Here is a 26,500-nt window from a genome sequence, read left to right on the forward strand (position 1 = left end):
CCCCGCCCTGTCCGAGAGGAACCCCAGCCGACACACGGCTGGGGTTCCTCGAGCGGTGAGTATCGGTCAGCAGGTGGAGTCGCCCACGCCGTAGACCGCTCGTCTGCGCGTCGGCGGACCGCACCCCATCGCGATCACCGTGGATCAGGCGGGTCAGCGCTGCAGGGTGAGGACACCCGGCCGCCACGGCAGTTGGTCGTAAGGGCCACCCGCGGAGGGGGACTTGCCCTGGTAGAGGAACTGCAGGTTGCAGGGGTCGATGGTCATGGTCTGGTCGGGGTTGTTGCGGACCAGGTCACCATGGCTGATGTCGTTGGTCCAGGTGGCACCGCTGTTGGCCTTGCCCGCGAAGGGGTTGCTCTCGGTGGCGGCCTGCGGGGTCCACGAACCGCTCAGGCTGGAGGCCGTGAACGAACGGAAGTAGCGCTGCTCACTGGCACCCCGAGCCTCAACGATCATGAGGTACTGGTTCTGGTCCTTGACCTTGTAGACCTGCGGCGCCTCGAACAGGTTTTTCACCGTGTCGCTCATGATCGTCGTGTACGACGAGCCGAAGTTGCCCGGGAAGTTCCCGATCGGCATGCTCGCCCGGTAGATCTTGCCGTTGTCACCGGCGAAGAACAGGTACATGTTCTGGTCGTCGGCGATCAGCGTCTGGTCGATCGGGGCGCCGCCCGGGATGCTGCCGGTGAACAGCGGCTGCGGGGCGGACCAGCCGTTGGGGTTGGTGGGGTCGCTGGAGGTGCGGTAGATGAAGGGCCACGCACCCCACTGGTACGCCAGCACCCAGATGTTCTTGGGTGCGAAGTAGAACAGCGTGGGCGCCACCGCGGACTGGCTCATCCCGCTCTGGCCGGCCGACGCCATGTCCGACCAGTTCGTGAAGGGAGCGAACCTCATCGAGCCGTACGACGATCCCGATACGTTCGACGCGTAGACCAGGTGCTTGCCGTTGTACACCACGTTGGTGAAGTCCTTCAGCGAGACCCACCCGTTCGCCGGCTGCGCCAACACACCCGTCGACGTCCACCGGTACGTCGACGGAAGAGAACACGTGCCGCCCCCCGGCGGGGTCGACGTCCCGGACGGGCCGGTCCACTTCTGGTTGCTGCCGCCGTTGCACGTCCAGATCTGCACCGCCGTGCCGTTGGTCGTGCCGTGGCCCGTAACGTCCAGGCACAGCCCGGACTCCACGCCGACGATCGTGCCGTCGGAGTTCACCCGCCACTGCTGGTTCGCACCGCCGGTACAGGCCCAGATCTGCACCCGGGTCCCGGCCGTGGTGGCGTGGCCCGGAACGTCCAGGCACTTGTTGCCGTACACGGTCAGCTGGTTGCTGTCCGTCAACGTCCACTGCTGGTTGGCACCGCCCGAGCAGTCCCAGATCTGCAGGTATGTGCCGTCGGTCTGGCTCGCGTTCGACACATCGAGACACCGGCCGGAACCAGCACCGCGCACGGCGCCGCTGGTGGCCGCCTGAGCCGGGTTGGCGACGAGCATCGCCGCCAACGCGACCAGGACCGCAGCCGCAGCGGCCAGCACCACAGACAGATGTCTGCGGCTGAAACTTCGTCTGCGCATGGAGACCTCGTGATCCTTGAGTAAGCGGTTCCGTCGGCCCCGGCAGAGGCTGTCCGGACTGTCGAGGTGGTGCGACCGGTGGCGCCCGCTGTCTTCGGGCTGCTGCGAAACGCACCGGCCCGTGTCGGACGTTGATCGTCGTGCCGCAAGCCCGCCACACGGTGCCCCCACGTACGCCGCGAGCCGTTCGAGCTCCGATCGAGACCGGGGCCCGCGGGGGACGGTGCGGACCGGATCGTTCATGGCCTTCACTCCCGTTTGGGCACCTAGAACTCCTTTTCCGAGAAATCACCTATGGAGGGTTCGAAATTTCGGACACTATTCGGAAAGTTGGGCTGGCACGGATACTAGAGAGGCGGCCGACCATGTCAACACCGCCCGCAAAACCGGCCCCACTCCGACGCAAAAGGGCTGTCCAAACAGCACCGCTCAGCCATTTAATCGGCTTGACCTGCGGCGCTTCATTCATAAAGTCATGCGAATGTTTCGGCATTGCTCGCGAATCATGCGAGAGGAATCGACGTCGTTCACCAGCCCCCTACAATCCGGTTGCTCGATATTTCGACTCTAGTTCGACATATCGAGCACGCGGGGCCGCTCCACTCGCACAGCGACCGGCCCCGCTTTCCGGAGCGGGATGACGCGCAAGCCCTTCGCCCCAGCCAGCCATGGGCGAGATACTGGACGATGTCAGAACGCACCTCGATCGCCCTTTGCCGACCCTCGAGTGCCGACAACATGCCCCTTCGCCACTGCAACGTCGACCCTGCCGACACGGCATCGCCCGTCGACTCCCAACCGGCCATCATCGACACCTGACGACCCGTCCCCAAAGTCAGCATCAGTACCGCCAGAACCCGCCTCGGACCGCTACGGACCGCCAAGATCGACAACTGGCCAGCCCCGTTCTGAGCTGCAAAGATGAAGGTCAGAGGCTCATCTTCTAGTCTCGCTGGAGGTTCCTCATGAGGATGCTCATCAACGTCGCGGAGACCGTGGTCACGGACGCGCTGCGGGGTATGGCCGCGGCCCATCCCGAGCTGACCGTCGACGTCGAGAACCGGGTGGTCGTACGGCGGGACGCGCCCGTCGCGGGGAAGGTGGCGCTGGTCTCCGGTGGTGGGTCGGGGCATGAGCCGCTGCACGGGGGTTTCGTGGGTCCCGGCATGTTGTCGGCGGCCTGTCCGGGTGAGGTGTTCACGTCGCCCGTGCCCGACCAGATGCTGCGCGCGGCGGCCGCCGTGGACAGCGGAGCCGGTGTGCTGTTCATCGTGAAGAACTACACGGGCGACGTGCTCAACTTCGACATGGCGGCCGAACTCGCCGAGGACGAGGGCATCCAGGTCGCGAAGGTCCTCGTCAACGACGATGTCGCGGTCACCGACAGCCTCTACACGGCAGGTCGGCGCGGTACGGGTGCGACGCTGTTCGTGGAGAAGATCGCGGGCGCCGCCGCCGACGAGGGGCAGCCGCTGGAGCGCGTGCAGTCCGTCGCCCGGCAGGTCAACGAGAACTCCCGCACCTTCGGTGTCGCACTGAGTGCGTGTACGACTCCGGCCAAGGGCAGCCCCACCTTCGACCTGCCGTCGGGCGAGCTGGAGCTGGGCATCGGCATCCACGGCGAGCCCGGCCGGGAGCGGCGGCCGATGATGACCTCCGGCGAGATCGCCGACTTCGCCGTCCACGCCATCCTGGAGGACCTCACCCCGCGCAACCCGGTCCTCGTCCTGGTGAACGGCATGGGCGCGACGCCGCTGCTGGAGCTGTACGGCTTCAACGCCGAGGTGCAGCGCGTGCTCGCCGAACGCGGGGTCGCCGTCGCCCACACGCTGGTCGGCAACTACGTGACCTCCCTCGACATGGCCGGCGCGTCGGTCACCCTGTGCCAGATCGACGAGGAGCTGCTGCGGCTCTGGAACGCGCCGGTCAGTACGCCGGGCCTGCGCTGGGGTATGTGACCCGGCGGACACCGACGCTCGACGTACCTACCACGCAAGGAGATCCAGTGCTCGACGCCGAGTTCTTCCGCCGTTGGATGACGGCGACCGCCACGTCCGTCAACCGCGAGGCGGAACGGCTCACCGCCCTCGACTCCCCCATCGGCGACGCCGACCACGGCACCAACCTCCAGCGTGGCTTCACCGCCGTCTCCGCCGTCCTGGAGAAGGAGCCACCCACGACTCCCGGTGCCGTGCTGACCCTCGCGGGGCGGCAGCTCATCTCGACCGTCGGCGGGGCGTCCGGTCCGCTGTACGGCACCCTGCTGCGCCGTACCGGCAAGGCGCTCGGGGACGCCGCCGAGGTCGGCGAGGAACAGCTCGCCGAGGCATTGCGTGCGGGGGTGAACGCGGTGATGGCGCTGGGTGGTGCCGCACCCGGCGACAAGACGATGATCGACGCGCTGGTACCGGCCGTCGACGCCCTCGGCGACGGCTTCGCCGCGGCCCGTGCCGCCGCCGAGGAAGGTGCTGTCGCCACGACGCCGCTGCAGGCCCGCAAGGGCCGGGCGAGCTACCTCGGGGAGCGCAGCATCGGGCACCAGGACCCGGGGGCCACGTCGGCGGCCCTGCTGGTCGCGGCTCTGCTGGAGGCGAACGGTGAGTGAGGCAGCCGGGCAGGTCGGGATCGTGCTCGTGTCGCACAGCGCCGAGGTGGCCGCGTCGGTGGCCGAGCTGGCGCGCGGGCTCGCGGGTGGCGGCACGGCGGTACCCGTCGCCCCGGCGGGCGGCACCGAGGGCGGCGGGCTCGGCACCAGCGCCGAGCTGATCGCCGCCGCGGCGGCGTCGGTGGACCGCGGCGGCGGTGTCGCCGTCCTCACCGACCTCGGCAGTGCGGTCCTCACCGTGAAGGCTCTGCTCGCCGAGGGTGACGAGCTGCCCGGCAACACCCGCCTGGTGGACGCCCCGTTCGTCGAGGGCGCGGTCGCCGCAGTCGTCACAGCGGCGGCCGGCGCCGACCTGGACGCCGTGGAGGCGGCGGCCGCGGAGGCCTACAGCTACCGGAAGGTATGAGGACGCGGATTTTCGGTCTGCCGTCCCGTCAGCCCTGCTCGGAGGCCTGGGTGCCCTCGACGAACTGCCGTGCCAGCCGCTCCCCCGCCTCGACGGCGGCGGCGTGGTTCTCGATCGGCGTCACCTTCGAGCCCTTGAAGACGATGTAGGTGATCCCCGAGGCGGCCCCGCCTCCGAGCGGGTCCGTGCCGAGGCCGAGCCCTTCGGCGGTGGCGTACGACGCCTCCCCGATGACGTCGGCCGGCCCGACGTCGCCGACGACTGCGTACTGCACCCGGTCACCGTGGACGACGGCCGCGACGGATCCGCCGCGCACGCCGTGCTCGCGATGGTCCCAGAGCGGGCTCGGGGCGGGTACGACGACGTACGGCAGGGTCTCGGCGCTCAACGGGCGTCCGTCGGACTGCGGGTAGGCCGTGGCGTCCGAGAACCACGGGTCGGCTCCGCTGTTGCAGTGCGGGCCGGGGCGGCCGTCGCAGTCGACGTCCAGGTCGGCCTTCCAGAAGACGGCGCCGTCGGTACCGCAGACCGGGATGTCGGCGGGTGCGCCTGCGTCGCTGCGGTAGCGGCCGTGGGAGACGGGGGCGCAGTCGCGCACCCTGGCCAGCAGGTCGGCGGCGGGCACGGTGCCTTCGTGACGTGCCACCGGCCCGTGGGGGACGTGAGGTGCGGTGGGCTGCCCGGCCTGGGCCAGCAGGGCGAGGCCGGCTGCGGCCAGGGTCAGCGAGGGGACGGGCACGGTCAAGGGCCCTCTCGTGTGGGGACGGTGACGGACACGCAGCCCAATCTGGCGCCGGTCCGCCCACGCGGCCACTTCTCGGGGGCCGTACGGTGCACGGCTTCTGACGGCCCGACAGGGGGCGGGGGCCCGAGCCTGTCGCGGCTCCGGCCTCCCGGCCGCCCACGCCGGCGCGGGATCAGCGACGACAGCGGTCCGCGCCACCGGCACGAACTCACCATCCCTCGAGACGAGTTCGGCCGTGAGGAGCTTCAGCATACGTAACTCCCCCGAACGCTTGGCACCTGCGCCCCGGTTGCGCCCACCTCTTGATGCGATCGCCACACCGGGTTCATATTGGTCCGGACCAGTGCCGTGCCGTACCGCGCCGGGAGGCCGAGTCGTGCGACGCGTTCTGCTGTGCGGGGTCCTGCTCGTCGCCTCCTGCGGGTGGGCGGGGGCCGACGCCGGGGAGGAAGAGCGGCCGCCGGGGGCTCCGACAGCGGTCACCGCCGAGGCGGGCAGCGCGACCAGCGTGCACGTCATGTGGAACACGGTGGCCTCCGCCACGGCCATCGCCGGGTACGAGGTGTATCGCGGCCACACGAAGGTTCAGGACGTGCCCGGTTCCGCGCACATGGTGGATGTCACGGGGCTCAGGCCGTCCACGGCGTACGTGTTCACCGTGCGGGCCCGCGACGCCGAGGGCCGCCTCGGCCCGGGCAGCCGCGAGGTCCGCGCCACGACACCGGCGGCGGTCGCCGCGGACCGCTCCGCACCGACCCGCCCGGGCCGCACCACCGGCCGGGCCGTCGGGAGCAGCGCGGTCCAGCTGTCATGGTCCCCGTCCACGGACGACCGCGCGGTGGTGTCGTACGACGTCCACCAGGGCTCCATGAAGATCCACAGCGTCGGCGGAAGGCAGACGGCCACCGTGGTCACGGGGCTGCGGCCCGGCACCCGGTACGCGTTCACCGTCCGGGCGCGGGACGCGGCCGGCAACGTCTCGCCCGCCGGTGCCGCCGTCCGTCTGACCACCGCGCCGGGCACGGAGGACGGCCGGGGCACCGCGCCCGGGGACTTCCGCGCGAGCACCCACCGTGCCGACGGCGCGTACCACCTCGACCTGTCCTGGATCCCGCCCCGCGTGGACGGCGTGGTCACGGAGTACGGCATCGAGCTCGACGGACAACCCGCCACCTCGCTGGTGTGGGGCGGTACGGTGCCGCGCGGGCGGGCGTCCTACAGCTTCTACGTGGGCCGGGATCCCGGGGTCGACCACCGGGTGCGCGTCAGGGCCCGGCTTCCGGACGGAACCTGGGGCGCCTTCTCCGCCGAGCGGACGGTCACGACGGGCGACGCTGCCGGGCGGTGACGCGCCACCGGGCATCGGCCGTCCGAAGGAATACGGGTGGATCCGGGGGAATCCGTCACCTGCCTGGCTGCTCTCCGGGTGCGGGGCGGGCCGGGGCCGCGTTGGCTGCCCCTGTGGCAGCACGGGCGTTCCCGACCTCCGGCGGCGCAAGGGATGTACCGCCAACCGTGCCGCCGGAGGACACTCCATGCGCACTACTCACCTTTTCCGGCGCGTCGGCCTGACCGTCGCAGCCGCCGCGGTGCCGCTCGCCCTGTCCGCCGGGCCGGCCGCCGCCCAGTCCGGAATCTCCGTGAGCACGACCGGGTCCACGGTCTCCGTGGTGACCGGCGCGTGCACCCAGATCAACGGCAGCTGGGGCACCGCGTCCCTGCTGACCGGTTCGCAGGCGAACTTCGCCCAGGGTCGCCAGGTCGCGCTGTCGGGCACGACCGTCAGCCAGTCCGCCGCCTGGTCGAACGTCACCCCCGGCACGTACACCGTGATCGTGATCTGCTCCAACGGAAACACGGCGGGCACCCAGTCCGTCGTCGTCGCCGCACCGTCGCGCCCGACGATCTCCGCGACGGCGTCACCCTCGCGCGGTGTCATGGGCGGTCTCGGCGGTTCCAGCAGGGACTACGGCACGCTCACCCTGACGGCCGGCGGGGTCCTGGTGGGCACGGGAGTCGCCGCGACAGCGTGGTTCCTGCGGCGCCGGTCGAAGCCGTATCGCCTCTAGGGTGTGTTGCCCGGACGGACGGGCGGCCGGGTCAGGCCGTGCCGTCCGCCCCGTCCGTCTTCTCCGTGGGCCATTCGGTGGTGGGCAGATCGGTGAGCTCCTCCAGTGCTTGGCTGAGCCACCGCTCCCAGAACGTCTCCAGTTCGATGCCCGCGCGCAGGACGAGGTGCTGGAGCCGGGTCTGCGGGTCGTCCTCGTCGAGTGGGAAGTCGCGCTTCTCGATCTCCTCGTACTCGGCCAACTGCAGCCGGTGCAGCTCCAGATGGCGGCGCAGATCGGACTCCAGGCCCGCGGTGCCGACGACGGCGGCGGCGCGCAGCCGCAGTAGCAGCGGGTCGCGGTGCGGCTTGGGGTCCTGGGACTCGGCGGTCCAGCGGGCCAGTTCGGCGCGGCCCTCGGGCAGGACTTCGTAGCTCTTCTTCTGCCCGCGGGCCGGCTGCTCGGAGGGCAGGGCGCGGATGTATCCCTCGGCCTCCAGTTTTCCCAGCTCGCGATAGATCTGCTGGTGCGTCGCCGACCAGAAGTAGCCGATCGACTTGTCGAACCGGCGGGTCAGCTCAAGACCCGAGGACGGCTTTTCCAGCAGGGCGGTGAGGATCGCGTGCGGGAGTGACATGAGGTCATCCTAGGGAGGCCGGCCCGGCCCCTAGAGCGCCGCCGCCAGCTCGGTGCCCTGCTTGATCGCGCGCTTGGCGTCCAGTTCGGCGGCCACGTCGGCGCCGCCGATGAGGTGCACGCTGCGTCCGGCGGCGAGCAGTTCCTCGTACAGGCTCCGGCGCGGCTCCTGCCCGGTGCAGAGCACGATGGTGTCGACCTCCAGGACGGTGGACTCCTCGCCGACGGTGATGTGCAGTCCCGCGTCGTCGATACGGTCGTAGCGCACGCCCGGGATCATGGTCACTCCGCGGTGCTTGAGTTCGGTGCGGTGGATCCAGCCGGTGGTCTTGCCGAGGCCTGCGCCGACCTTGGTGGTCTTGCGCTGGAGCAGGTGGACGGTGCGGGGCGGGGCGGGTCGCTCGGGGGCAGCGAGGCCGCCGGGCGTGCGGTAGTCGGTGTCGACGCCCCAGTGGCGGAAGTACGTCGCGGGGTCCTCGCTCGCCTTGTCGCCGGCGTCGGTCAGGAACTCGGCGACGTCAAAGCCGATGCCGCCCGCGCCGAGGACGGCGACCCGGTCGCCGACGGGGGCGCCGTCGCGCAGGACGTCCAGGTAGCCGAGGACCCGGGGGTGGTCGACGCCGGGGATGTCGGGGGTGCGGGGGGTGACGCCGGTGGCGACGACGACCTCGTCGTAGTCGGAGAGGTCGGTGGCGGTAACGGGCCTGTTGAGTCGTACGTCCACGCCGTGGGCGTCGAGCTGGTGGCGGAAGTAGCGCAGGGTCTCGTCGAACTCCTGCTTGCCGGGGACCTTGCGGGCGACGTTGAGCTGACCGCCGACCTCGCTCGCGGCGTCGAAGAGCGTGACGTCGTGGCCGCGTTCGGCCGCGCTCACGGAGCAGGCTAGGCCCGCGGGGCCCGCGCCGACGACCGCGACGCGCTTGCGCAGCCGGGTCGGGGAGAGGACCAGCTCCGTCTCGTGGCAGGCGCGCGGGTTGACCAGGCAGGAGGTGATCTGACCGCTGAAGGTGTGGTCGAGGCAGGCCTGGTTGCAGCCGATGCAGGTGTTGATGGCGTCGGGGGTGCCGGCGGCGGCCTTGTTGACGAAGTCGGGGTCGGCGAGCATCGGGCGGGCCATCGACACCATGTCCGCGCAGCCTTCGGCGAGCAACTCCTCGGCGACTTCAGGGGTGTTGATGCGGTTGGTCGTGACGAGCGGGACGGACACCGCGCCCATGAGCCGCTTGGTGACCCAGGTGTAGGCGCCGCGCGGCACGGAGGTCGCGATGGTGGGGATACGGGCCTCGTGCCAGCCGATGCCGGTGTTGATGATCGTCGCCCCGGCGGCCTCGACGGCCTTCGCGAGGGTGACGACCTCCTCCAGCGAGGAGCCGCCGGGCACCAGGTCCAGCATGGACAGCCGGTAGATGACGATGAAGTCCTCGCCGACCGCCTCGCGCACCCGTCGGACGATCTCGACGGGGAAGCGCATGCGGTTCTCGTACGTTCCGCCCCAGCGGTCGGTGCGGTGGTTGGTCTGCGCGGCGATGAACTCGTTGATGAGGTAGCCCTCGGAGCCCATGATCTCCACCCCGTCGTAGCCGGCCTGCCGGGCGAGGCGGGCGGCACGGGCGTAGTCGTCGATCGTGCGCTCGATGTCGGCGTCGGTGAGCTCGCGGGGCACGAAGGGGCTGATGGGGGCCTGGATCGAGCTCGGGGCGACCAGGTCGCGGTGGTAGGCGTAGCGGCCGAAGTGGAGGATCTGCATCGCGATGCGGCCGCCCTCGTGGTGCACGGCGTCGGTGATCTGCCGGTGCTGCTCGGCCTCCGCGTCGGTGGTGAGCTTGGCGCCCCCCTCGCCCGGGCGCCCCTCGTCGTTGGGGGCGATGCCGCCGGTGACGATCAGTCCCACTCCCCCGCGGGCCCGGGCGGCATAGAACTCGGCCATCCGCTCGAAGCCGCGTTCGGCCTCCTCCAGGCCTACGTGCATGGAGCCCATCAGGACGCGGTTGGGCAGCGTGGTGAAGCCCAGGTCGAGCGGGCTCAGCAGGTGGGGGTAGCGGCTCATGGGGCCCTCCGTGCGGTGTGTCGTGCCCTCCTGTTGTAGAGGACCCGAACAGCATTGTGCAACTAGTTGCATTAACTCTTTTGCAACTAGTTGCACAATGGCCGGTGGGGCCAGGTCGTCAGCGGCTCGCCAGCCGGATGTGCAACTCCCTCTCCTGGTCGCCGGAGGCCGCGGTCAGGTCCTCCACCGAGAACAGGTCGTCCAGGGTGGTGCGGAACCGCTCAATGGCCCAGTAGCCGCCCTGTACGTCGGCGGTGACGGAGGCGTGGAGGTGGGCGGGACGGGCTCCCTCGTGTGCGTCGGCCACGTCGAACGTGCCGAGCCACACCATGGGTCGCGTCTCGTGCAGTTGCTCCGGTACGTCCTCGGCGCACCGGTCGGACGAGAAGCACGCGCACAGGGTGTCGAACACGACCCGCGCGTCTTCCTTGCTGCAATCGCTGATCGCGACGGAGACGGATTCCTCGTGCGGACGCTCGCTGTCCATGTCGTGAACGCTCCTCTCATGGCGGGACTGCGGTACCGCGAGTTCCCCGCAAAACCGCACCCCACCCCCGGGAAGCCCCGTGAAACCCGGGGAAACGCCAGGAAGTCCCTGGGCCCGCCGGGAAGTGACACCTTCCAGGAGAGCACCATCGGCGGCGGCGCACACGCCGGGCCGCGCCGCCCGCTCGGGCAGCGCCCCGCGCCTCAGCCGCGCGTGAAGCGGTACGTCTTGCTGTCCGTCAGGACGCAGAAGCCGGGCGAGACGACGATCACGCGCAGCGCCCCCGTGCGGCGGTCGTAGTCGATGCCCTCCGCCTCGAAGGTGCCCGAGCAGGAGCTGCGCAGGGGCAGCTGACGCAGCGCGGTGACGTGGCCGGCCACGTCCGAGGTGCCGTTCGGCGCCGCCGACAGGTCGACCTGGAGCAGCGGCTTGGTGATGCCGAACAGGGTGCCCGCGGGGTCGTCGGAGGAGCACAGCAGGCGGGTCGGGTCGACGAAGTCGCAGCCCTGCACGTCCCGGACGGCGTGGTCGAGGCGGACGGTGGAGACCTGCGGCAGGTTCGCAGACGGCGAGGTGCTGGGGTTCACGCCCGGGGTGGGGAAGACCAGCAGCCGGCTCATGGTGCCGTACTCGCCGGCCAGCATCCACTGACCGTTCGGCGACACGGCGACCCACGAGTTGTTCAGCGCCTCTCCCGAGCTCAGCGTGTGGACGTACTCGGACCAGCCGCCCCCCGGTGCCTGCACGCGGAACATCTTGGTGGTCCCCGAGTCCCGCTGGTACGGCTCGACGTAGTGGCCGTCGTAGGAGGCGTCGGGGTCGCCGACGTGGTTCCAGCCGCGGGTGCTGAGGCCGACGGGGATGGTGCCGATGCCCGTGTAGCGGTTGGCGCTGCCGGCGGGGACCTCGACCGAGGTCAGGCCCTGGCTCTCGGTGAGCGGGTCGGCGCGGTCCGAACCGACCTCGGTCCAGGTGTCGGCCGCGGCGGCGGGCGGGGCGACCGACAGCACGGCGGCGGTGGCGAGGGCGACCAGGCCGGTCAGGACCAGGTGACAGCGGTGCCGGGCGGCGCGCATGGGCATGAACCGACTCCTCGGTTGGGGGGTGGGAGGTGATCGGCGGACAGTCTGGCGCCCCAAGATGGTCATGTACAGACCAAAGAAGAAAACGCGGGGTGTCGACGGGACGCCGGGCACCCTCTCGGGGGATGGTGGAGTTAGCCCGGTCGGCGTGGGAGATGAGGTTGAGCGCGGTGCAACGTGGGGAGTCGGCACGGGGGACGGGCGTACCTCGCGGACGGCGGAGGCGGTGCGTGCGATGAGTACAGCCGGGTCGCCCGTGTCCGAGGGCGGTGCACCGAATCGCGAGCCCGTGCGGCCGAGCGGGTTGCTCGACGTGCTGAACGTGGCCTCGGTGCTGCTGGACGCCCGGGGACACATCGTGCTGTGGAGCCCGCAGGCCGAGGAGTTGTTCGGTTACCCGGCCGAGGAGGCGCTCGGCCGGTACGCGGCCCACGTCATGGTCCACGAGCAGCACCACGGCCTCGCCGTCAAGCTGTTCGCCGACGTCATGGCCACCGGCGAGGGCTGGGCGGGCGCCTTCCCCATCCGCCGCAAGGACGGCAGCACGCGCCTGGTGGAGTTCCGCAACCAGCGGCTCCTGGACGGACAGGGGCAGGTCTACGCGCTGGGGCTCGCGACCGACCGCTCGACCCTGCGGCGGCTGGAGCGCGACGTCGCGCTGTCGACGCGGATGATCAACCAGTCGCCGATCGGGCTCGCCGTCCTGGACACCGAACTGCGGTACGTCTCCATCAACCCGGCTCTGGAGGACATCAACGGCCTCCCGGCCGAGGAGCACGTGGGCCGTACACCCCGTGAGCTCCTGCCCCTGCTGGACGTGGACACCTTCGAGTCGGGGGCGGACGAGGTGCTGCGGACCGGTCGGCCGCTCGTCGACCTGTCCCTCGTCGGCCGCACCCCGGCCGACCCGGACGAGGACCACGCCTGGTCGCTCTCGCTCTACCGCCTGGAGGACACCGCCGGCACCGTGCTGGGCTTGGCCGCGTCGATCGTGGACGTCACCGACCAGCACCGGGCGGCCGTCGAGACGGAGGCCGCCCGGCGGCGCCTGGCGGTGATCGCGGACGCCTCCGCCCGTATCGGCACCACGCTGGACCTCGACCGCACCGCCCACGAACTGGCCGAAGTGGCCGTGCCCGAGCTCGCCGACATCGCCGCAGTCGACCTGCTCGACGCGGTCGTCAGCGGCCGGCGCAGCGGTCTGGGACCCGCCCAGCCGGCGGTGATCCGCGCCCTCGCCGTCCGGGCGGACCGCTCCCCGGAGGGACTGGAGGCCGCCGACCCGCCTGGGCAAGTGGCCCGCTACGGGCCCGACCGGCTGGTCACGGAGTGCGTGCGCACGGGACGGCCCGTCCTGGTGGAGCGGGTGACGGACGAGGACCTGGCGCGCATCGCCCGCTCACCGGAGGCGGCCGGGCACCTGGCGCGCGCGGGCGTCCACTCGTATCTCGCCGTGCCGCTGATCGCGCGGGGCGAGGTGCTCGGCGCCCTCGACCTCAAACGGGCCGGGAACCCCCTGCCGTTCGGCCGGGACGACCTGTTGCTGGCCAAGGAGCTGGCCGCCCGCGCGGCCGTGCAGATAGACAACGCCCGCTGGTACCAGAACGCCCGCGACACCGCCCTCACCCTGCAGCGCAGTCTGCTGCCGAGCCACCCCTCGGTGACGGGCGGCCTCGAGGTCGCCTCCCGCTACCAGCCCGCGGGGGCCACCACCGAGGTCGGCGGGGACTGGTTCGACGTGATCCCGCTGGAGGGCGGCAAGACCGCGCTCGTCGTCGGTGACGTGATGGGCAGCGGCATCAGCGCCGCCGCCACGATGGGCCGGCTGCGCACCGCGACGAACACGCTCGCCTCACTCGACCTCGACCCCGCCGTACTCCTCGAACACCTCGACCGGATCACGCAGAGCCTCGACCACTCCATCGCCACCTGCCTCTACGCCGTCCACGACCCCGAACTCCGGCAGTGCAGGATCGCCAACGCCGGGCACCTGCCGCCGGCCCGGATCCGGGAGGGCCGGCCGCCGGAGCTGCTCGAGCTGCCCACCGGGGTACCGCTCGGCGTGGGCGGCGTGGCTTTCTCCACCACCACCGTCGACTTCGCTCCCGGCGACCAACTCGTGCTCTACACCGACGGCCTGGTCGAGACGCGTCGGCACTCCCTGGACGAGCGCCTGGACCAGTTGCTGACGCTGCTCGACGACCCCGCGCGGCCGTTGGAGGACCTCTGCGACCTCCTGCTGCGCACGCTGCACCATCCCGACAACCACGACGACGTGGCCCTGCTGATCGCCCGCGCACGCACGTAGATCCAGCAATCCAGCGGATCCGGCGGACTCACAGGAACTCATTACCGGTTGTTTATCGGGGCTGGGCGGCGACGCCGTGCACGGCGAGGCGACCCTGAAGGACCCCGACACCGGCGAATGGGTCGTGCGGATCTGGCAGCGCGGCACCGTCGAAAGGGTCGACGGCGACCAGGTCACCGTCAAGAGCGAGGACGGCACCGCGTGGACGTGGACGGTGAGCAAGGCCGCCACTGACCGGCGCGACGGCACGTCGGACGCAGTGAAGAAGGGCGAGACCGCTCACCTCGTCGGCGAGCGCGACGATGACGGCACCCGCACCGCCATCCGCGTCCACGCGGGCTCCGACGACAGGGGCCCGGGCGACTGGCGCGGCAAGCGGGGGCACGATCCGTGGGGCCACAGCGACCGCACCCCCTCCCCGCAGCCGTCGGACAGTGGCGCGACGACCTGATGACAGCTCTGACGACTACGGCCTGGTGCCGATCACGACGTGGGCGTACAGCTCCTCGGACACCGTCAGTTCCGTGGTCAGGCCGGCGCGGGTGAAGGCGTCGACGGCCCCCGGCGCCTGACGTTCGCTCGTCTCGACCAGCAGCACTCCGCCGGGTGCCAGCCACCGCGGTGCCCCGGCGGCGACCCGGCGCAGCACGTCGAGCCCGTCGGCGCCGCCGTCGAGGGCGGTCAGCGGCTCGTGATCGCGGGCCTCCGGGGGAAGCAGGGGGACCTCGCCGCTCGGAACGTACGGCACGTTGGCAGCGAGGATGTCGATACGTCCCGACAGTCGACCGGGAAGCGCCTCGAACAGGTCACCCATGTGCACCTGGCCCCTCTGACCGGCGATGTTGCGCTGGGCGCAGTGCACAGCGGCCGAGTCGATGTCGGCCGCGTGCAGCTCGACCGGGCCGAGGGCGGCGACGAGAGCCGCGCCGACCGCTCCGGAGCCGCAGCACAGGTCGACGACGAGGCGGGCGTGGGGCGCGCGGGCGAGGGCCTGGTCGACGAGGAACTCGGTGCGACGGCGGGGTACGAAGACACCGGGTTCCACATGGACACGCAGCCCGTGGAACTCGGCCCACCCGACGACGTGTTCAAGGGGCAGGCCCGCCGCACGGCGCTCCACCATGGCGGTGAGCTCGTCCGGCGTACGGGCGGTGGTGAGGATCAACTCGGCCTCGTCCTCGGCGAAGACGCAGCCCGCGGCACGCAGCGCGGCCACGACACAGTCACGGGACGGGGCGGGAGAGAGTGGTGGCATGGAAAGCCGAGAGCCTTTCGGGAGCCGAAGGGCGCTCTCGCGGTCGCTACGGGCAGCGGTCCACGCCACCTCGAGGTGAGAGCACCCGACCTGACACAGCGGTAATGGGTCCCACCTCCTCGACTCAGCACGGCTGGGTCGGTCCACAGCCGGGCGCTCACCCTACCGTGGAGCGGGCCCCGAGGGCGCTCCAGTTGTACTATGCAACCATGACTGGACAGGAGGTCAGGTGACCGCAGCCGACGCCGTCGAGACCATCCAGCGCGAGATGACGAGCTTCGCCCGCCGCGCCCGGGCCACGGCGGGCCGTATGCACCCCGAGCTCTCACTCGTCTCGTACACCCTGCTCGCCCACCTGGAGGAGAGCGACGGCACCCGCGCCACCGACCTGGCCGCCCACTACGGCCTCGACAAGTCCACCGTCAGCCGCCAGGTGACCGCCCTGGAACGCGCCGCGCTGATCGAACGCCGCGTCGACCCCGACGACCACCGCGTCCAACTCCTCCACCTCACCGCCCCCGGCCGCCACATCCTCGCCCAGGTCACAGAGAGCCGCCGTACCGCCTTCCGCGAGCGGCTGGCGGACTGGCCGGAGGAGGATCTGGAGAGGTTCGCGGCGTATCTGGTGCGGTACAACGGCTGGGTGGCGCCGCAGGACTGAACCGGCCGAGCGATCCCCGGCAGCAGCCTCCGGTTCACCCCCACCTTCGCCATTTGCCGTATTCGCAGGGGTCTGGCTGACTACCATCATGTCGGGCCGCAGGGGCGCACCCGCCGTGTGTCGTCACGGCCCTGCAACGGGGGGTGGCCATGAAACGGTCGGTCGTATTCGTGCACGGAACCGGCGTACGCCGGCAGTCGTACAACGCGACCTTCGCGACGGTTCGAGCCGAGTTCCGCACCATGCGGCCCGACTGGGACGTACGAGGATGCCTGTGGGGACCGGCGGAGGGGGCGAGGTTCACCCACGGCGGGGCCTCGGTTCCCGGCTACACCAAGTCCGGCGGGGGCAGCAAAGAGGACGCGGCGGACGCCTCCATCGCCGAGTGGGAAGTGCTCTACAACGACCCGGGTCACGAGCTCCGGCTCCTCGGCCTGCGCCCCGCGCCGAAAGCGGGCGTCCCCCGCGGCATCCCACCCACCAAGCGGTTCCTCACCACGGTCCAGGAGTACCGGCCGTCGATGGAACTGCTGGCCCGACTGGACCGGCACGGGCTGCGCGCCGACTTCGCTACGGCACTGGCCGAGGTCGCGACCTCACCGGAGGTGCGTGACGCCGCCACCACCGTCGACCAGAACGGGTACGAGCACCGGCACGCGGTGGCGAGGGCCGTCGTGGCTGGCACCCTAGCCATCGCGAGGGCCCGCGGCGGCGACACCCTCGCCGGTCCCGCCCGTGACGCCCTGCTCGCCGCTCTCAGCACAGAACTGTCGGGCGGCAGCCGAGCGCTGACGGGCAAGGTGGGAAAGGCGGTGAAGACGTCCGCGCTGCGGTCGGCCACCCGGTGGACCGTGGACCGGCGGGGCGCGTTGAGCGACGGCGCGTTGGCGATGGTGGGCGACATCCTCCGCTACCAGGCACGCGGCGACGGCATTCGTCAGCTGATCCGGCGCACGATCGAGCACACTCCGGGCGAGCGGATCACGCTGCTGGCCCACAGCCTGGGCGGAGTCGCCTGCGTGGACCTGCTGGCCATGGAGCCCCTCGACCGTGTCGACCAGCTGATCACGGTGGGCTCCCAGGCTCCGTTCCTCTACGAGTGCGGAGCCCTGACCGCGTTCGAACATCCGGACCCGCTACCGGGGCACTTCCCGGCCGAGTGGCTGAACATTTACGACCCCTGGGACCTCCTTTCCTACAGCGCGGCGGAGGTGTTCGACAAGGGCGCCTTCGACGTGAAGGTGTCCAACAACGGCCAGCCGTTCCCGTACTCCCACAGCGCGTACTGGTCCAACGACGAGGTATGGGACGCCATCAACGCATGGCTGGACTGAACCGGGTCGTCCCCGACGCGATCCATGCGGTCGTCATCGGGCTGGAAAAGTATCCGAAGGCCCCCGAGATGACCCTGGCCGGGGCGGCCGGCAACGCCGTGCGCTTCGCGCGCTGGCTGCGCGAAGGGGGCGTACCGAAGGAGAACATCACGCTGCTGCTCTCCGTGCTGGACGAGAGCGAGGCGGCCGTCGCGAGCGCGGCCAAGGACGCGGACCTGGTCTGGCGGCACGTCGGCACGGCCGACGACATCCGCACGGTCTTCGTCGAGGAACTGGCATCCGTTCCCGGTGAACTCCTCTACGTCTACTGGGGCGGCCACGGGGTCCTGGGGAGGAACGGCGGGCGGCTGCTCTTCACGCCGGACGCGTGGGCCGCCGACCTGCGCTGCGTCGCCTTCGAGGATCTGCGTCTCCACCTCATCCGCGACGACCTGCCCGGCTTCACCCAGCAAGTGCTGTTCATCGACGCCTGCGCCGCGTTCGAGGAGCAGTACCAACTGGACCAGGCTCCGGTGCCCGTCCCGTTCCCACGGTACGGGCGCGGCGAGGTGGAGCAGTTCGTGCTGTACGCGGCCCGCGACGGCCAGGAGGCCGAGCAGGAACTCACGGCGGGTACGGGGCTCTTCACCTGCACGGTCCTGGACTGGTTGGAGGACCAGGCAGCGCACCTGCGCCCGGATCTGACCGCGCTCGAACAACACGTACGGGCGTGGTTCGAGGACCGCTACGCGAACGGGAGCCCGTCGACGCAGACACCGACGGCCTACCACTACCGCGCCCTCGACAACGGCGCCCAGTTCGAAACGACCTTCGCCCGCGTGGACGCCGCGGCCCTCGGGCCGGTCCGCGACGCGCTGTGCAGACATCTGAAGGACGACGCCACCTGCCTCGAGTACATGGACCGGATCGTCGACGCCTGTGGCCCGATACCGCCCGCCGTCAGGGATCCCATGGGCTGGTTCGCCCGGGCGCTGCTGCACAAGCCCCGGGCGATGGCCGGCTTTGTCGAGGCTCTGACCTGTGACGAGGCGAAGGAAAAGGTCATACGGGCGTTCCTCACCCTGGCTCTCCGCCACGGAGCTCCCGGTCTGCTGTCGCTGCGAGAGTACGCCGATCTGCGGGACCTGCTCACGCCGTGGCCCGCCCTGCCACCGGCCGTGGTCAACACGCTGACCCAGGCCTCGGCATCACGTTTCGGCGTACAGGTGACTGCGGACGGTGCGCTGAGCCTGCCGCAGCTCATGGAGCACATCGAGCGGCTGGAGGAGTTCCCCGGCGGGCGCAGTCCGGTGACGACGGGATTCAAGGTCCCCGCGGTCGTGGCATTCACGCAGTACCTCGTCGCTCACACCGGTCCTGCCCCGGTTCGCTACGCCCTTCGCAAGAAGCTGGAGCAATGGGGCGACCAGGTCGCCGAGCGGCTGCGGGTCGACCCGGCCGAACTGGCCCGGGGCAAGGCGGAGGCCGCCGAGTGGGACGAAAAACTCCACGCGTCCCGGACCCCCGCGCGCGTCGTCGTGCAGGTCTACCCCGAGGGCACGGGGGACATCCACACCTGCGTGGTCTGGATCGACGCCGGCACGGGAGAGCTCTCCCGGTACGTCCACCCGGACAACGGGGTGCCCCTCAGTTCCGCGCAGGCCGTGGGTCTCATCGGACGGGCCGCACGCTCGCTCACCGCGCTCGACGGCACCGATCCGGTGGTGGAGATCGTGCTGCAACACGACGACATCCTGGAGATTCCCGTGCAGGCGTGGGACGGCGCCGATCCCGCGGACATGCCCCTGGTGCTCGGCGTGGAACAACGGATCACGCTGCGCTGTGCGCCGATGGCCTCCGCCGACAAGGAGGACTACCGCCGGGTCTCGCTGAAGAGACGGTGGTCGTGTCGTTCCCTCCGTGACGTCGTCTACCTCGACGAGTCGCACACCGTCGAGGATCCCCGGGCGATGCGCGCCTACGCCACCCTGCGCACCAACGCCGACGCGGCCCGGGTGGTGGTGCGCACCGGCCGAAGAGCGGGCGCGCTGCTCGTCCGGGCGGCTCTCGCCCTGGGGTACCCCGTCGTCATCTGGGACAGCGAGGACTCCCGCGCCCTCACCGACGGCGACTTCGCCCAGCTCCAGCCGGAGGGCGAGTTGCACGGGCTGCCCGAACGGGTGCGGTCGTACTGGGCGCATGCGTACGCGGAGCGCGACCGCGAACGCCATCCCCTGCGGCCCGCCCTGCTCCTCGAAGACCACGACCGGGGGCTGCCCCCCGTGCTGTCCCTGACCCGAGAGTCCGCCTCCGAAGAGGAAGCGAGTTGCTGATGACTGGCCCGACCGACGTGGCCGCCGAGAAGCCCGAGTGGAGGGTCTTCCAGGGTGACGGCAGGAAACGCACCGCCGAGATCCCGCCCGCTCCGCCCTGGCGTCGCTTCGACGGCGGCGGGGAGGGCGAGGACTGCGCCGAGCGGGCGGGAGAACCTGAGGAATCCGGGTACGTGATCGGCGACGCCGAGGTCGACGTGATCAACGCGGCCCTGCATCTGCGGCGTCCGCTCCTCGTCACCGGTCACCCCGGCGTCGGGAAGACCTCGCTGGCCGAGGCCGTCGCCCACGAACTCGACCTGGGCGACGTGCTGCGCTGGCCGATCAACAGCCGCTCCGCACTCCGGGACGCGCTCTACCACTACGACGCCATCGGCCGTCTCCAGGAGGGCAGCCTGGCCAACGCCGAGGCGAAGAAGGCTCCGGCCATCGGCAACTACGTGCGTCTGGGCCCCCTGGGCACGGCTCTCGTCCCGACCGACCGGCCCCGGGTGCTCCTGGTCGACGAACTCGACAAAGGGGACGTCGATCTGCCGAACGACCTGCTGACGGTGTTCGAGGAGGGCTCCTTCGAGATTCCGGAGCTGTCCCGACTGCCCGAATCGCAGCCGGAGGTCGAGGTGTTCACCGCGGACCGGGGCAGGCGGGCGACGGTACGACGCGGATTCGTCCGCTGCTCGCAGTTTCCGGTCGTGGTGATCACGAGCAACGGCGAGCGCGACTTCCCGCCGGCGTTCCTGCGGCGCTGCCTCCCGCTGCACCTCGACGACCCTCGCAAGGACCGGCTCCGCAGGATCATCGCGAGTCATCTGGACGCGGACACGGCGGCGGCCGCCGATGACCTGATCGACACGTTCCTGAAGCAACGCGAGCTCAAGGAGCTCTCCACGGATCAGCTGCTCAACGCCGTGTTCCTGCGCGCCGGAGGAGCCCGGCTCGACCCCGACGGCCTGCTGCGGACCGTACTGCACCAGCTGAACCCGGGTGGGTGAACCGTGTCCGGGGAGCTGCGGCGCATCCTGGAGGCAGCCGGACTGGATCTCGGCGACGGGGAACTGCTCGACGCCCTGTGGCTGGCCACACGGCTGCCTGGGGGGACGGACGCGCCGCTGGTACGTCGTCTGCGTGACGGCGCGGATGCGGGGGTGGCGGAGGTGCCACAGCCGCCCGCCCCGTCGGCCGTGCCGCCCGAGCCCGGGACCGGAACTGTCGGCGCCCCCTCGCAATCCCTCGACGATCCCGGCGTCCCGGAGCCCCCGTCGGCGACGGCCACCACGAGTCCCCAGGTCCCTGCGCCGGTCACCGGCGCTCCGTCCGACAAGGCGCCGCCCGGAGGGTCCGTTCGGCTGCCCGGGGGCAAGGTCCTGGGCAGTGAACTCGCCCTCGGCCGGGCCCTGCGCCCGCTCAAGCGCCGCGTCGCCGGCGCCACCCGCACCGTGCTCGACGAGGACGCCACAGCCGCCGCGCAGGCCGACACCGGGATCCCGAACGTGGTGCTGCGCCCCATGCCGGAACCCTGGCTGCGGCTCGCGCTCGTCATCGACAGCGAGATCTCCATGGTGCTCTGGGAGCGCCACTGCCGTGAGCTGCAAGCCGTGCTGGAACACAGTGGCGCCTTCCGGCAGATCGAGATCCATCAACTCGGGTACGGGACTCGGCCGGAGCCCCGCCGCAAGGGCAGGCCCGGCGTGTTCCTCGTCCGGCCGTGGAGCGGCAGCAGGACCGGCTCCCTGCCCACGAGCGCGCTGAACGACCCCTCGGGACGCACCCTGATCATGGTGATCACGGACGGTGCGGCACCCGCCTGGCGGGACGGGCGGATGCGGGCCGAACTGGAACGGTGGGGCAGGGTCGGGCCCACCTCGGTGTTCCACGTCCTGCCCCGCCACCTGTGGCCCGGCACCGGTGTCGCCGCCGACACGTGGCACGTCACCGCGCCGCGTCCCGGCTCCCGCAACGCCGACTGGCACGTCACCGATCCCGTCCTGCCGCCGGACATGTCGTCCTTCGACCGGGTCCCGGTGCCCGTGGTCGAGATGACGCCGGCCGGGCTGCGCGCGTGGGCGACCGCGATCACGACGGTGGCGCTGCCCGTCCCGCTGCGCCTGTGGGAGCCACGCACCTCGGCCACTCCTCCGACCGCGGCGTCGCCCGCCGACGCCCGCACGTTCACCAGAACGGCATCACCCACGGCCGTACGGCTGGCCGCTCATCTCGCGGCCGTGGCGCCCGTGACGGTTCCGGTGATGCGGCTCGTCCAGTCCTGCCTGCCCGGGCGCACCAGCACCACGGCCCTGGCGGAGATCTTCCTGGGCGGCCTGCTCCGGCCCGTGGCGGCACCGCCCAAGGGGCCGATGAAGTATCGCCTGTTCGACTTCACCGCGGAGGCGAAGGATCAGCTGCTCGACACCGTTCCGCTGAAGGAGCTGGTCGCTTCCAGTCAGCGGGTGGGAGAGCGTGTGGAGCAACTGGTGGGGAGGTCACCGGACTTCCCGGCCTGGCTGCTCGGCCCGGGGGCGGAGGGAGGGGCCGAGGGGGCGCCCCAGCCGTTTGCCCGGCTGGGGACGGCGATGCGGACACGACTGGGGCTGGATGAGCTCGAAGAGTTCTCGGACGAGGAGGAGGACGAGCCGGAGGTGGCGCGGGAGCGTCGGAAGCCCCTGCCGCCGAGCCCTGCGGTGGTCATTCTGACCGCGTTGGCTGTCGAGTACGACGCCGTTCGCGCTCACCTCACCGATCGGGAGGAGGTGGTCCACGCGGACGGGACGCGGGTCGAGCGCGGTCGGGTCGACGGCGCACCCTGGACGGTCGCGATCGCGGAGTTGGGTGGAGGGGCCGAAACCGCGGCCTCGCTCGCCGCACGGATCGTCTCCTGGCTCCGTCCGGAGGCGCTGCTCTTCGTCGGCGTCGCGACGGGCCTTGAGGAGAATGTTGGGATTGGTGACGTCGTGGTGGGCACCGCAGTGTATGACGTCGACAACGACAGGACACTACTCGACGGGTTCGCGGTCCGCCCCCAGGGCTGGCACGGCTCGCCCGCCCTCGTGCATGCGGCCCGTTCCGCATTACAGGACATGCCCTACGTACGCGGGCACTTCGCGCCCATCGCCGCCAGTGATACACCCCCGGCCGACCTCACGCTCCGAGAAACCGGGCGTCGGCGCGAGTTCTGCGCCGACGCTGCGGCGATCGAGACGGAGGGCTCGGGTGCCGCCCGCGCGGCGCATCTGAACCAGGGGCTGGACGTCCTCGTGATTCGCGGAATCAGCGACCATGCCAAGGCGGTCAAGCATCCGGTCGGTACTTCGGGCAGACAACGGAACGCGGCCGAGCAGGCCGCGGACGTGGCAATGGCGGTCCTGCGCAGGCATCGGCCACGCGACCGGGACCTGCCACGCGCCTTGACCAGTGTGCCCCCGCTACCGCCTGAATTCGTCGGCCGCGAGGCGGAACTGGACCGGCTGTTGCGCGTCCTCGAACCTGGGCATCCCGACCTTCCGCAGGTCGGGCACCTCGCCGTGGTCTCCGGCCTGGGGGGCGTCGGGAAGAGCACACTGGCCTTGGCGGCGGCCCACAGGGCTCTTGACATGGGCTGGTTCCCCGGCGGAGTGCTCTTCGTCGACCTATGCGGCCACGACGGCGTCCCCGTCTCGGCCGGCCAAACCCTTCTGTCCCTACTGTCGGCCCTCGGTGTCCGACCAGACCACCTACCTCCCAGGGCGGAAGAGCGGGCGGCACTGTACCGCTCGATGCTGGCGGTGCGGGACCCCACGCTGATCCTGGCCGACAACGCTTCGTCGCCCGAGCAGATCCGCCCTCTCGTCCCGAACGGCGATCGTCACCGCCTCCTGGTCACGTCACGGTATCGCCTGCCCCAACTCGGAGCCCGCCTGGTCCCCTTGGGTCAGCTCACGCACGAGGCGGCGGTCGCGCTGCTCGACCGGGCGCTCAGGGTGGCCGACCCGTCCGACAGCCGAATCACCGACGACGCCGCGGCGGCCGGGCAGCTCGCCGCCCTCTGCGGTCATCTTCCGTTGGCCCTGCAGATCGCGGTGGCGCAACTCGCGGCGGACCCGGGACGACCGGTGGCATCGTTCGTGGCGGAGCTCTCCGACTCCCACGATCGGCTGTCCTCTCTCGATGACGGCGAGCGCAGCCTCCGCACCGCGTTCGACGCCTCCTACCGGCGGCTGCCCCACAACCAGGCCCGTTTGCTGCGCTTGCTCGCTCTCGCTCCGGCTCCCGAGGTGGCCCCCGAGGTCGCCGCGGCCCTGTCGGGCTTCGACGACCCTCCGGTTCGGGATCTGGAGTCCCTGGCGCGTGCACATCTCATCGACCGAGCGGAAGGAAAGAGGTGGCGTGTGCACGACCTGGTCCGTGAGTACGGGGCGAGCCTGGTGGCGGCGGACCCCGACCTGACCGAGGAGGGAGAGGCCGCGCGGGAGCGGGTGCTGAAGACCTATTGTCAATGGGCCGAGGCAGCCGACGACCGACTCCGATGGCGGCCGGGGCTGCCGGAGCCGGAGCGGTTCGCGACGAGGGCCGCAGCTCTTGCCTGGCTGGACGGGGAGCGTCCCGGTCTGGTGGTGGCGGTGCAGTGGGCTCGACAGCAGCGTTTCGCGGACGAAGCGGTGCGGCTCGCCGCGTGCCTGACGGAGTACCTTTCGTGGCGGCGGTACTTCGACGACTGGCTCGCCGTGTGCAAGGCCACCCGGGACGCGGCCTACCGCGGCGGAGACGACTCAGCCGAGGCCACCGCGACGAACAACCTCGGCCGAGCCCTTCATGAGGCGGGGCAAGTCGAGGAGGCGATCACAGTCCTCACTCGCGCCCGTGACCACTTCGCGTCCATCGACGACCGTCACGGCGAAGCCGTCGCGTGGACCAACCTGGGCCACGCCCTCCGCAAGGCGGGGCGGTATGAAGAGGCGATCGACGCCCTGACGAGGGCATGCGGGACTCAACAAGTCGTCGGAAACCTACGTGGCGAGGCACTCGCGTGGAACGGACTGGGCCTCGCCCTGCAGGAGGCGGGTCGCGCGGACATTGCGATCAACGCCCTTACCCGCGCCAGAGACCTCTTCGCGAGCGTCGACGACCGCCACGCCCAAGGCGTCGCCTGGAACCACCTCGGCCAAGCCCTGCACACCGCGCACCGCACTGCGGAGGCAATCACCGCGTACAACGCAGCTTCGGAAGTCCTCCAAGGATTCGAGGACTGGTACCGGGTGGGCCGGACCCTGCGCAACCTGGCGCTGGCCCACCAGGCCTCCCGAGCCCCCTCCCACGCCCGCACTGCCTGGCTCCAGGCCGCCGACGCCTACGACCGCGCCGCCGCCCCAGCCGAGGCCGCGGAAGCCCGCACCCACGCCGAGCAGCTCGCCTGACAGGTCCCCGCCCTGCCTACGACACCGCCACCGCCCGCCCCTCCCCCAGCCGCTCCGGCGCCCGCGCCGCGAGGAACGCCGTCGTGCGGCGCAGGCTGAAGCCCAGGGACTCGTAGAGGCGGATGGCCTTGGTGTTCCCCGCACCGGTGTGCAGGAACGGAGTCTCGCCCCGTTCCCGGATCCCGTGCGCCACCGCCAGGATCAGGCGCGTCGCCAAGCCCTCCCCCCGGAAGGACGGCTCCGTGCAGACCGCGCTGATCTCGGTCCAGCCCGGCGGGTGGAGGCGTTCGCCGGCCATGGCGATCAGGGTGCCGTCGCGCCGGATACCCAGGTAGGTGCCGAGTTCGATGGTGCGGGGCAGGAAGGGGCCGGGCTGGGTGCGGGCGACCAGGTCGAGCATCTCGGGGACGTCGGCGGGGCCGAGGCGGATCGCCTCCGCGTCCGGCGCGGCGGCCAGGCCGTCGTCCACGAACTGCACGCCTTCGATGCGGGCGGTGATCTCCCAGCCGTCGGGGAGTTCACCGCCGAAGCCCGGCAGCGGGACCTCGCCACCGGGTCCGGCGAGTGCCGCGAGGTCCGCCCAGTCGTCCGCGTCCGGCTCGTCGGGCAGGGCCAGCCACGGCGAGACGTCGAGGGGGTAGCGCAGGACCCGGCCGCGTCGTTCGGCGAAGTGGGCGTGCGGGCCGGTGAGGGCGGCGAGGGCCGGGTTGTCGAGGACGTGCGGCCGGGCGGGCGCGGGCTCGCTCATATCGCGGCCCCGCTCTCGACCTCGGTGTCCGAACCGTCGTACCCCGTGACCACGTGCGCCTGTGGCATCGTTCACGTTCTCCTTCGCTGTCGCCGCCCGGCCGGTCGTACGAACCACCGGCTCGGCACCAGGAGGTAAGAACGCCGGTTCGGCGGCTATTCCCGGGGCGCGGGAGTGTTCATACGGCCTTCATGAGTGAGGGGTGGGCGGCGGTCCTGGGCACCCTGACATGCACGTACGGTGGAACGCATGCACGTCACCCGAGGCTTCACCGGCCGCCCCCGCGTCACCAACGCCGGACTGCCGCCCGGTCAGTACGACACCGGCGACGACTGGCCCGTCCTGTCCGCGGAGGTCACACCCGGCCTCGCGCCCGCGAAGTGGACGTTCCGGGTGGACGGCCTCGTGGAGCGGCCGCGCAGCTGGGACTGGGACGAGGCGCACGCGCTGCCCGCGTCGGAGTACGCGGGTGACATCCACTGTGTGACGGGCTGGTCGAAGTTCGGGGTGCGGTTCGGGGGCGTGTCTTTGGACGCCTTCTGGGACGCCGTGCGACCGTACCCGTCCGCGACGCACGCCGTGGCCTACTCGCACACCGGGTACACCGCCAACCTCCCCCTGGCGGACCTGACCGGCGGGCGGGCCTGGCTCGCCTTCGCGTACGAGGGAAAGCCGCTCGACCCCGAGCACGGCGGCCCGGCGCGGCTGCTGGTGCCGCACCTGTACTTCTGGAAGAGCGCCAAGTGGATCGCGGGCATCCGGATCCTCGACCACGACGAGCCGGGGTTCTGGGAGCAGAACGGCTACCACGCCCGCGGCAATCCCTGGGAGGAGCAGCGGTACTCCGGTGACTGAGAC

The 26,500-nt window shown here is 71.2% G+C and carries 21 protein-coding genes; 13 read left to right on the top strand and 8 right to left on the bottom strand.

All coding sequences use genetic code 11. The features are described from left to right. Positions 1-153: 153 nt before the first annotated feature. Complete coding sequence (locus tag AC067M_RS39090; protein ID WP_478701756.1) at positions 154-1,581, bottom strand: non-reducing end alpha-L-arabinofuranosidase family hydrolase; 1,428 nt, start codon at positions 1,579-1,581, stop codon at positions 154-156. A gap of 965 nt (positions 1,582-2,546) precedes the next feature. Here AC067M_RS39090 and dhaK point away from each other — a divergent pair. The 3 genes from dhaK to AC067M_RS39105 are packed head-to-tail and all read left to right on the top strand — an operon-like array spanning position 2,547 to position 4,592. Next, a complete protein-coding gene (gene dhaK / locus AC067M_RS39095) occupies positions 2,547-3,539 on the top strand; it encodes a dihydroxyacetone kinase subunit DhaK (protein WP_478701757.1) in 993 nt (330 codons plus the stop codon). Between the two features lie 47 nt (positions 3,540-3,586). After that, positions 3,587-4,186 carry a dihydroxyacetone kinase subunit DhaL gene (dhaL, locus tag AC067M_RS39100; protein ID WP_478701758.1) on the top strand — a complete coding sequence of 200 codons (600 nt, stop codon included), beginning with the start codon at positions 3,587-3,589 and terminating at the stop codon, positions 4,184-4,186. After that, entirely contained in the window at positions 4,179-4,592 is a 414-nt protein-coding gene (locus AC067M_RS39105) for a PTS-dependent dihydroxyacetone kinase phosphotransferase subunit DhaM (RefSeq protein ID WP_478701759.1), read from the top strand. The genes dhaL and AC067M_RS39105 overlap by 8 nt, the downstream gene beginning before the upstream one ends. Positions 4,593-4,620: 28 nt before the next feature. On the opposite strand, the gene AC067M_RS39110 is transcribed toward AC067M_RS39105, so the two are convergent. Continuing rightward, positions 4,621-5,331, bottom strand: coding sequence for a glycoside hydrolase family 75 protein (locus tag AC067M_RS39110; RefSeq protein ID WP_478701796.1), 711 nt, complete (start codon positions 5,329-5,331; stop codon positions 4,621-4,623). Between the two features lie 382 nt (positions 5,332-5,713). On the opposite strand from AC067M_RS39110, the gene AC067M_RS39115 reads away from it, so the two are divergent. After that, complete coding sequence (locus tag AC067M_RS39115; protein WP_478701760.1) at positions 5,714-6,685, top strand: fibronectin type III domain-containing protein; 972 nt, start codon at positions 5,714-5,716, stop codon at positions 6,683-6,685. 187 nt (positions 6,686-6,872) lie between these two features. Continuing rightward, positions 6,873-7,406: a hypothetical protein gene (locus tag AC067M_RS39120; RefSeq protein ID WP_478701761.1), complete on the top strand. Its 534-nt coding sequence runs from the start codon at positions 6,873-6,875 to the stop codon at positions 7,404-7,406. Between the two features lie 31 nt (positions 7,407-7,437). Here the strand turns inward: AC067M_RS39120 and AC067M_RS39125 are convergent, their stop codons facing one another. The 4 genes from AC067M_RS39125 to AC067M_RS39140 form a co-directional block, all read right to left on the bottom strand. Next, positions 7,438-8,022 carry a PadR family transcriptional regulator gene (locus AC067M_RS39125; protein WP_478701762.1) on the bottom strand — a complete coding sequence of 195 codons (585 nt, stop codon included), beginning with the start codon at positions 8,020-8,022 and terminating at the stop codon, positions 7,438-7,440. A 30-nt stretch (positions 8,023-8,052) separates the two neighbouring features. Further along, positions 8,053-10,068, bottom strand: coding sequence for an NADPH-dependent 2,4-dienoyl-CoA reductase (locus AC067M_RS39130; protein ID WP_478701763.1), 2,016 nt, complete (start codon positions 10,066-10,068; stop codon positions 8,053-8,055). Between the two features lie 118 nt (positions 10,069-10,186). Further along, positions 10,187-10,555: a hypothetical protein gene (locus AC067M_RS39135; RefSeq protein ID WP_478701764.1), complete on the bottom strand. Its 369-nt coding sequence runs from the start codon at positions 10,553-10,555 to the stop codon at positions 10,187-10,189. Between the two features lie 203 nt (positions 10,556-10,758). After that, positions 10,759-11,637 (bottom strand): hypothetical protein, encoded by an 879-nt coding sequence (locus AC067M_RS39140; RefSeq protein WP_478701765.1) that lies wholly within the window; start codon positions 11,635-11,637, stop codon positions 10,759-10,761. Between the two features lie 235 nt (positions 11,638-11,872). Between AC067M_RS39140 and AC067M_RS39145 the strand changes: the two genes are divergently transcribed. Together AC067M_RS39145 and AC067M_RS39150 are read left to right on the top strand one after the other, a co-directional pair. Then, positions 11,873-13,945, top strand: coding sequence for a SpoIIE family protein phosphatase (locus AC067M_RS39145; protein ID WP_478701766.1), 2,073 nt, complete (start codon positions 11,873-11,875; stop codon positions 13,943-13,945). Positions 13,946-14,021: 76 nt separating this feature from the next. Further along, complete coding sequence (locus AC067M_RS39150) at positions 14,022-14,396, top strand: hypothetical protein (protein ID WP_478701767.1); 375 nt, start codon at positions 14,022-14,024, stop codon at positions 14,394-14,396. Between the two features lie 15 nt (positions 14,397-14,411). Here the strand turns inward: AC067M_RS39150 and AC067M_RS39155 are convergent, their stop codons facing one another. Beyond that, entirely contained in the window at positions 14,412-15,200 is a 789-nt protein-coding gene (locus AC067M_RS39155) for a putative protein N(5)-glutamine methyltransferase (RefSeq protein ID WP_478701768.1), read from the bottom strand. 229 nt (positions 15,201-15,429) lie between these two features. On the opposite strand from AC067M_RS39155, the gene AC067M_RS39160 reads away from it, so the two are divergent. From AC067M_RS39160 to AC067M_RS39180, 5 genes are all read left to right on the top strand, one after another. Then, positions 15,430-15,861, top strand: a complete 432-nt coding sequence (locus tag AC067M_RS39160; RefSeq protein WP_478701769.1) for a MarR family winged helix-turn-helix transcriptional regulator — start codon at positions 15,430-15,432, stop codon at positions 15,859-15,861. A 149-nt stretch (positions 15,862-16,010) separates the two neighbouring features. Continuing rightward, a complete protein-coding gene (locus AC067M_RS39165; RefSeq protein ID WP_478701770.1) occupies positions 16,011-17,195 on the top strand; it encodes a lipase family protein in 1,185 nt (394 codons plus the stop codon). Next, on the top strand, positions 17,183-19,507 hold the full coding sequence (locus AC067M_RS39170; protein ID WP_478701771.1) for a VMAP-C domain-containing protein: 2,325 nt from the start codon (positions 17,183-17,185) through the stop codon (positions 19,505-19,507). The genes AC067M_RS39165 and AC067M_RS39170 overlap by 13 nt, the downstream gene beginning before the upstream one ends. Next, the gene (locus tag AC067M_RS39175) at positions 19,507-20,499 is read left to right on the top strand and encodes an AAA family ATPase (RefSeq protein WP_478701772.1); all 993 of its coding nucleotides are present in this window, start codon (positions 19,507-19,509) and stop codon (positions 20,497-20,499) included. Before AC067M_RS39170 ends, AC067M_RS39175 begins: the two co-directional genes overlap by 1 nt. Positions 20,500-20,502: 3 nt before the next feature. Next, positions 20,503-24,894 carry an SAV_2336 N-terminal domain-related protein gene (locus tag AC067M_RS39180; protein ID WP_478701773.1) on the top strand — a complete coding sequence of 1,464 codons (4,392 nt, stop codon included), beginning with the start codon at positions 20,503-20,505 and terminating at the stop codon, positions 24,892-24,894. Positions 24,895-24,910: 16 nt separating this feature from the next. Here AC067M_RS39180 and AC067M_RS39185 read toward each other — a convergent pair whose 3' ends face one another. Further along, on the bottom strand, positions 24,911-25,642 hold the full coding sequence (locus tag AC067M_RS39185; protein WP_478701774.1) for a GNAT family N-acetyltransferase: 732 nt from the start codon (positions 25,640-25,642) through the stop codon (positions 24,911-24,913). Positions 25,643-25,891: 249 nt separating this feature from the next. Between AC067M_RS39185 and AC067M_RS39190 the strand changes: the two genes are divergently transcribed. Beyond that, positions 25,892-26,497 carry a sulfite oxidase-like oxidoreductase gene (locus AC067M_RS39190; protein ID WP_478701775.1) on the top strand — a complete coding sequence of 202 codons (606 nt, stop codon included), beginning with the start codon at positions 25,892-25,894 and terminating at the stop codon, positions 26,495-26,497. Positions 26,498-26,500 lie beyond the last annotated feature (3 nt).

The organism is Streptomyces sp. NPDC043427 (genome assembly GCF_056436655.1).

Bases quoted from the DNA above. Each gene is read 5' to 3' on its own strand.
- AC067M_RS39190 (WP_478701775.1), top strand. From the start codon at position 25,892: ATGCACGTCACCCGAGGCTTCACCGGCCGCCCCCGCGTCACCAACGCC.
- AC067M_RS39155 (WP_478701768.1), bottom strand. From the start codon at position 15,200: ATGCCACCACTCTCTCCCGCCCCGTCCCGTGACTGTGTCGTGGCCGCG.
- AC067M_RS39185 (WP_478701774.1), bottom strand. From the start codon at position 25,642: ATGAGCGAGCCCGCGCCCGCCCGGCCGCACGTCCTCGACAACCCGGCC.
- AC067M_RS39090 (WP_478701756.1), bottom strand. From the start codon at position 1,581: ATGCGCAGACGAAGTTTCAGCCGCAGACATCTGTCTGTGGTGCTGGCC.
- AC067M_RS39130 (WP_478701763.1), bottom strand. From the start codon at position 10,068: ATGAGCCGCTACCCCCACCTGCTGAGCCCGCTCGACCTGGGCTTCACC.
- AC067M_RS39175 (WP_478701772.1), top strand. From the start codon at position 19,507: ATGACTGGCCCGACCGACGTGGCCGCCGAGAAGCCCGAGTGGAGGGTC.
- AC067M_RS39145 (WP_478701766.1), top strand. From the start codon at position 11,873: ATGAGTACAGCCGGGTCGCCCGTGTCCGAGGGCGGTGCACCGAATCGC.
- AC067M_RS39165 (WP_478701770.1), top strand. From the start codon at position 16,011: ATGAAACGGTCGGTCGTATTCGTGCACGGAACCGGCGTACGCCGGCAG.
- AC067M_RS39140 (WP_478701765.1), bottom strand. From the start codon at position 11,637: ATGCCCATGCGCGCCGCCCGGCACCGCTGTCACCTGGTCCTGACCGGC.
- dhaK (WP_478701757.1), top strand. From the start codon at position 2,547: ATGAGGATGCTCATCAACGTCGCGGAGACCGTGGTCACGGACGCGCTG.
- AC067M_RS39135 (WP_478701764.1), bottom strand. From the start codon at position 10,555: ATGGACAGCGAGCGTCCGCACGAGGAATCCGTCTCCGTCGCGATCAGC.
- AC067M_RS39125 (WP_478701762.1), bottom strand. From the start codon at position 8,022: ATGTCACTCCCGCACGCGATCCTCACCGCCCTGCTGGAAAAGCCGTCC.
- AC067M_RS39120 (WP_478701761.1), top strand. From the start codon at position 6,873: ATGCGCACTACTCACCTTTTCCGGCGCGTCGGCCTGACCGTCGCAGCC.
- AC067M_RS39170 (WP_478701771.1), top strand. From the start codon at position 17,183: ATGGCTGGACTGAACCGGGTCGTCCCCGACGCGATCCATGCGGTCGTC.